General features: G+C 36.6%; 4 protein-coding genes and 1 pseudogene. 4 read left to right on the forward strand and 1 reads right to left on the reverse strand.

Annotated features, from left to right (window positions below; genetic code table 11):
• Positions 1-171: 171 nt before the first annotated feature.
• From VB711_RS21625 to VB711_RS21640, 4 genes are all read left to right on the forward strand, one after another.
• On the forward strand, positions 172-1,821 hold the full coding sequence (locus VB711_RS21625) for a DNA methyltransferase (protein ID WP_323288365.1): 1,650 nt from the start codon (positions 172-174) through the stop codon (positions 1,819-1,821).
• 84 nt (positions 1,822-1,905) lie between these two features.
• A complete protein-coding gene (locus VB711_RS21630; protein ID WP_323288366.1) occupies positions 1,906-2,538 on the forward strand; it encodes a bifunctional 4-hydroxy-2-oxoglutarate aldolase/2-dehydro-3-deoxy-phosphogluconate aldolase in 633 nt (210 codons plus the stop codon).
• A gap of 75 nt (positions 2,539-2,613) precedes the next feature.
• A complete protein-coding gene (locus tag VB711_RS21635) occupies positions 2,614-3,126 on the forward strand; it encodes a L,D-transpeptidase (RefSeq protein ID WP_323288367.1) in 513 nt (170 codons plus the stop codon).
• Positions 3,127-3,685: 559 nt separating this feature from the next.
• On the forward strand, positions 3,686-4,222 hold the full coding sequence (locus tag VB711_RS21640; RefSeq protein ID WP_323288368.1) for a L,D-transpeptidase: 537 nt from the start codon (positions 3,686-3,688) through the stop codon (positions 4,220-4,222).
• Positions 4,223-5,099: 877 nt separating this feature from the next.
• On the opposite strand, the pseudogene VB711_RS21645 reads toward VB711_RS21640, so the two are convergent.
• Positions 5,100-5,214, reverse strand: a pseudogene (locus VB711_RS21645) (photosystem II D2 protein (photosystem q(a) protein)); the annotation flags it as partial.

Genomic DNA, 5,214 nt, shown 5'->3' on the forward strand with positions numbered 1-5,214 from the left:
CCTTATCAAAAATCTTACAAATAGGGTAACGCGGCACAGGCTTTTGCTAATGTTGCACCAAATGCTGGAGTAATAGCGGGTAATCCTTGTTCAAGTTTAGTGATTACCAATTCTTTCGAGTTGGAATCCATCAGTTAATAAATAATGATTTTGTAATTTCGAGTATTAATCATGGTTAATCAACTATTTTATGGCGATAACTTGGAAGTGTTAAGAAAACATATCAAGGATGAAACTGTTGATCTTTGTTATATTGATCCGCCCTTTAATTCTAAACGCAATTATAATCAAATTTATAATAATGTTGGTAAGGAAGATCAAGCCCAAGCACAGGCTTTTATTGACACCTGGACATGGGATGATCACGCTAATCAAGGTTTAGCAGAAATTCAAGAAAACTATTTAGGTCATTTCACTTCTCAAAGTATTGATTTAATTTCTGGTTTAACAAAGGTTTTAGGTAAGGGTAGTCTTTTAGCTTATTTAGTAAGTATGACTTTGCGGGTTGCAGAAATTCACAGAGTTTTGAAACCAACAGGTAGTTTTTATTTGCATTGCGATCCCACAGCTTCTCATTATTTAAAGATAATTGTAGATGCTATCTTTTGTTCTCAAGGTGGAGATTTTTTAAATGAAATTATTTGGAAAAGAACTACAACCCATAATGATGCAAAACAGGGATCTAGACAATTTGGTAGAGTTCATGATGTGATTCTTTTTTATGTTAAAATTGCTAAAAAATCATTTTTTAATACAGTTTATCAGAATTATTCAGAGTCTTATATTGATTCTTCGTATAATAAAATTGATGTAGATGGTCGAAGGTTTAAAACTTCTGATTTATCAGCAGCAAAGCCTGGTGGAAATACATCTTATTCTTGGAAAGGAAATTTACCTCCTAATGGTAGATATTGGGCATTTTCTTATGAAAATATGGAAAAATTTGAATCTGAAGATAGAATTTATTATTCTAAAAGTGGGAAACCTTATTTAAAACAATATCTCGATGAAATGTTTGGTATTAGTCCTGATGATATTTGGACTGAAATTCCGGGAACTCCTAAGAAAGAAAGACTGGGTTATCCCACTCAAAAACCCAAAGCATTATTAGAAAGAATCATCCAATCTAGCAGTAATGAAAATGACGTAATACTAGATGCTTATTGTGGTTGTGGAACAACAGTCGAAGTTTCACAAAAACTAAATCGGCAATGGATAGGAATTGATATTACCTATCAAAGTATTAGCTTGATTCTGAAAAGATTAGAAGATGCTTTCGGTAAAGGAGTGCTAGAAAATATCAAAATTAGCGGCATTCCTAAAGACATGAAATCTGCGGAAGCATTAGCATTGAAAAAAGACGATCGCACTCGCAAAGAATTTGAAAAATGGGCAGTTTTAACCTATTCTAATAATCGTGCTATCATTAATCAAAAAAAGGGTGCAGACAAAGGCATTGATGGTATAGCTTATTTTACAGGAGACAAATACGAACCAGAAAAAATTATTTTACAAGTGAAATCTGGTAACGTCAAATCTGGAGATATTCGAGATTTACAAGGAACAATTACTTTAGAAGGGGCAGAATTAGGAGTTTTTATTACTCTAAAACCACCGACTAAAGATATGCTGAAAACAGCCAAAGAAGCAGGAATTTATAAAAGTTGCTATATGAGTCAACCTGTAGATAAAATTCAAATTGTTACCATCCAGGAAATAATCGAAGAGCAAAAACGCCTAGATATTCGTCTAAGTTTAGAAGTTTTGAAATCTGCCGAAAAACAAAGGGAAGTAAAACAAACACAATTAGACCTTTTTTAGTAATTACCGAATTAAAGTCTGAGGAAATCAAATTAGAGTAAATCGCTGTTAAAATTTTGTGTTGGCTTACAAGTCGCAGTAGAAATGTCCAATCAAGTTTGGTTGTCAAAATTACAACAACATAGAGCGATCGCTGTTATTCGCGCCTCAAAAAAAGCATTGGGTGAGCAGATGGCCTTAGCTGTAGCCTCCGGGGGAATGGAAATCATCGAAATTACCTGGAATAGCGATCGCGCTGCTGAATTAATCTCCCAACTCCGTACTCAATTACCTCACTGTTTAATCGGTACAGGAACACTATTCAACGTTCAGGAATTAGAAAGAGCGATCGCTGCTGGCTGCCAATTTCTCTTCACACCCCACACCGATGTACAAATGATTCAGGCCGCAGTCGCCCAAAATATCCCCATCATCCCCGGCGCTCTCACACCGACAGAAATTGTTACCGCCTGGACTCAGGGCGCAAGTTGTGTGAAAGTTTTCCCCGTTCAATCAGTGGGAGGAACTAGCTACATCAAAAGTTTACAAGCACCCCTTGGTCATATTCCCCTCATTCCTACCGGTGGTGTGACATTAGAAAATGCTAAAGAATTTTTACAAGTTGGAGCAGTAGCCGTAGGTTTAAGTAGCGAATTATTCCCCCAAAACCTGATTAAACAAGGAGATTGGACAGCGATCGCTCAAAAAGCCAAAAATCTCCACCAACAGTTACATTAGTAACAGAAAATCCATAAAAATCGTATCTGTACCAGTAAAAAATCTGGAAACAGGACAAAGAGGAGTGTGTTTACCATGAAAAGCCTAATTTCTCCTAGCCCAGTGCGTTTGGTGACAATGTTAATCACGGGTGCAATAGTTACCCTAACCATTAATAACCCCATATCAAGTCACGTATGGGCAATTCCTAAAAGCAAAACAATTCAAGCATCCATAGAGAAACTACAAAAATCAGAAGAACGCTGGATTCAAATCAATCTCTCCAAACAAAGATTAATTGCTTGGGAAGGTAAAAAACCAGTTTATGCAATTTTGATGTCATCAGGCAAAAAATCTACACCTACACGTGTGGGAACTTTTAAAGTTCAATTAATGTACAAAAAAACTCGAATGCGGGGTAGAGGTTATGATGTTCCTAACGTTCCCCACGCCATGTTTTATGATGGTAATTATGGCATTCACGGAGCTTACTGGCACAAAAGATTTGGTACACCTGTAAGTCATGGTTGTGTAAATCTCGCACCCAATCATGCTAAATGGTTATTTGATTGGTCTTCTATAGGCACACCAGTAGTAATTCACAAATAATTATTTTTGAACTACAGGTAGGGTGGGCATTGCCCAGCATAAATTGATTTTGTAAGGCATAGCTCTACCTGTACTTACTTAGGCTTTTTCAAATCTCATTTAAAATCAGCACCAGGTTAGAAATCTGACAAAACCACATCAACTCATTATCTGCAAATCTTGATTTAGAGTAAGTTTGCTTTTTCTGATACTTAAAGACTTTCATTAATAGCTCATACTAATTTTGGATTTTAGATTTGGGATGAAGAGTAAGTTAACAACTCCAATTTATTAGACTTCTTGCAAAAGTCGTGATTTTCAAATTCTTCTTTGCGTCTTTGCGCCTACTCTGCGAGATATGCCTCCGGCACGTTACACGAACGCGAAGCGCGATTGCGTGAGCTTTTCAAGAATATTCTTGGCGAGACCAAAGTATTTATGCAAGAGGTCTATTAGCCACAAATGGAAGTTTTTAGTAATTGGCTCTAGTCCTGAAAATCTCAAATCAACTAACTAATTGAATCATATTTCTCTCAATTCCCAAAAATGTCACGTTGTATAACTAGAAGGTAATTGATTCATGCAAACATGGATTCGCAGCAATTTAATCCGTTGTGCTGGCACTTTTGGTACAGGTGTAGTCATGATGTTAGTGACTTTGCTTTCATGGTCATCACCAACTACATCCGATCCTCAATCCGTTACTGCTAATGCAATTTCCATACATCAAAATACCATTGCATCTAAACCCCGGTCAATATCTCAACCTCGTTGGATTGAAATAGACCTATCTGAACAAAGATTACGTGCATGGCAAGGAAAAAAACTCGTTTATTCTTTTCGTGTTTCTACGGGTAAACGTTCAACCCCTACACCCGTTGGTAAATACGCAATTAACGCCAAGTACCGAATTAATCGAATGCGTGGCAGAGGTTATGATATTTCTAATGTCCCTTATGCCATGTATTTTTATCGGGGCTATGCCATTCACGGCGCTTACTGGCATAATCGTTTTGGCACTCCTGTAAGTCATGGCTGTATTAATTTACCAGTTAAACAGGCGCGGAAGTTATATAGTTGGGCTAGGATGGGAACAAGAGTAGTTGTGCGTCGCTAACTTTTTTCCAGATTTTTTAGGACTTACGCAAGTGTCACGCCAAAAATCTATTGTAGGGTGCGTTAGATATCAAAAATCTGTTTGTTTACCATATTTATGCAGTCTGACGCACCTTAACAATGTGCCAGTTCGGTAAGTCCTGTTTTTGATCAAGGTGGATTTACCATCTCTCAACTATGTTCAGAATGAAGAAAATTAGACTTTTGATCAAAAAATATATTATTCTTTTTCATAGTGTGTTATGATGAAATTCCCTAGATAAACGTCTCAGGGCAATGAATCAATTAAGGTAACTCTCAGTGTTCTTGATTTATCTGCACTTTCATTCTCCGAAACTTGCAGAAACAGTCCATTCAATATTCTGATTATCCCAGCTTCATTTAGAAGTTAGTGCATCTACCGCTTTTTTATTCAAAATAGAAAATTGGTTTAGTTAAACCCTCAGTTCCACGCTGAGGGCAATGAATCAATTAAGGTATATATATAGTTACACATCTAATTGGCAAGATCAGGAAAAATTAGAAAACCAGTCTTGAGCCATTATCAATAAAATCAGGTAATTTGGTATCTTTCCTCCCATTATTTTATGTCTGGAAGTTTGCATTTTCTCAATTAGTGCTGCTAATTTACGACTAACCATTTCAAGGTCGTGAAAATTGGAACGACTATTGGTTGTTTCAACCTTCACAAAACCCAAAATATGAGCAGAAGTTCTAAGATCATAGCAAGAAACCTTATTAGAAATCTGGTGAAAAAGAATGTAGAGACGTTCCATGGAACGTCCCTATTTTTAAACTCACAAATTTGCTTAACCTAACATTGTTGTATCTAAAGCGATCGCTTGTTTTTAGCTTTTACACTAATCAACAACAATGAATTAGAGAGCGTTACCACGGGGTAGAACTTCTTCAGGGAATACAAATTGTTCGTGGGGTTGATCTTGAGGAGCCATCCAAGCGCGGATACCCTCATTCAATAAGATGTTTTTGGTA

This window comes from Cronbergia sp. UHCC 0137 (assembly GCF_034932285.1).
Lineage (GTDB): Bacteria > Cyanobacteriota > Cyanobacteriia > Cyanobacteriales > Nostocaceae > Cronbergia.

Bases quoted from the DNA above. Each gene is read 5' to 3' on its own strand.
- VB711_RS21635 (WP_323288367.1), top strand. From the start codon at position 2,614: ATGAAAAGCCTAATTTCTCCTAGCCCAGTGCGTTTGGTGACAATGTTA.
- VB711_RS21640 (WP_323288368.1), top strand. From the start codon at position 3,686: ATGCAAACATGGATTCGCAGCAATTTAATCCGTTGTGCTGGCACTTTT.
- VB711_RS21625 (WP_323288365.1), top strand. From the start codon at position 172: ATGGTTAATCAACTATTTTATGGCGATAACTTGGAAGTGTTAAGAAAA.
- VB711_RS21630 (WP_323288366.1), top strand. From the start codon at position 1,906: ATGTCCAATCAAGTTTGGTTGTCAAAATTACAACAACATAGAGCGATC.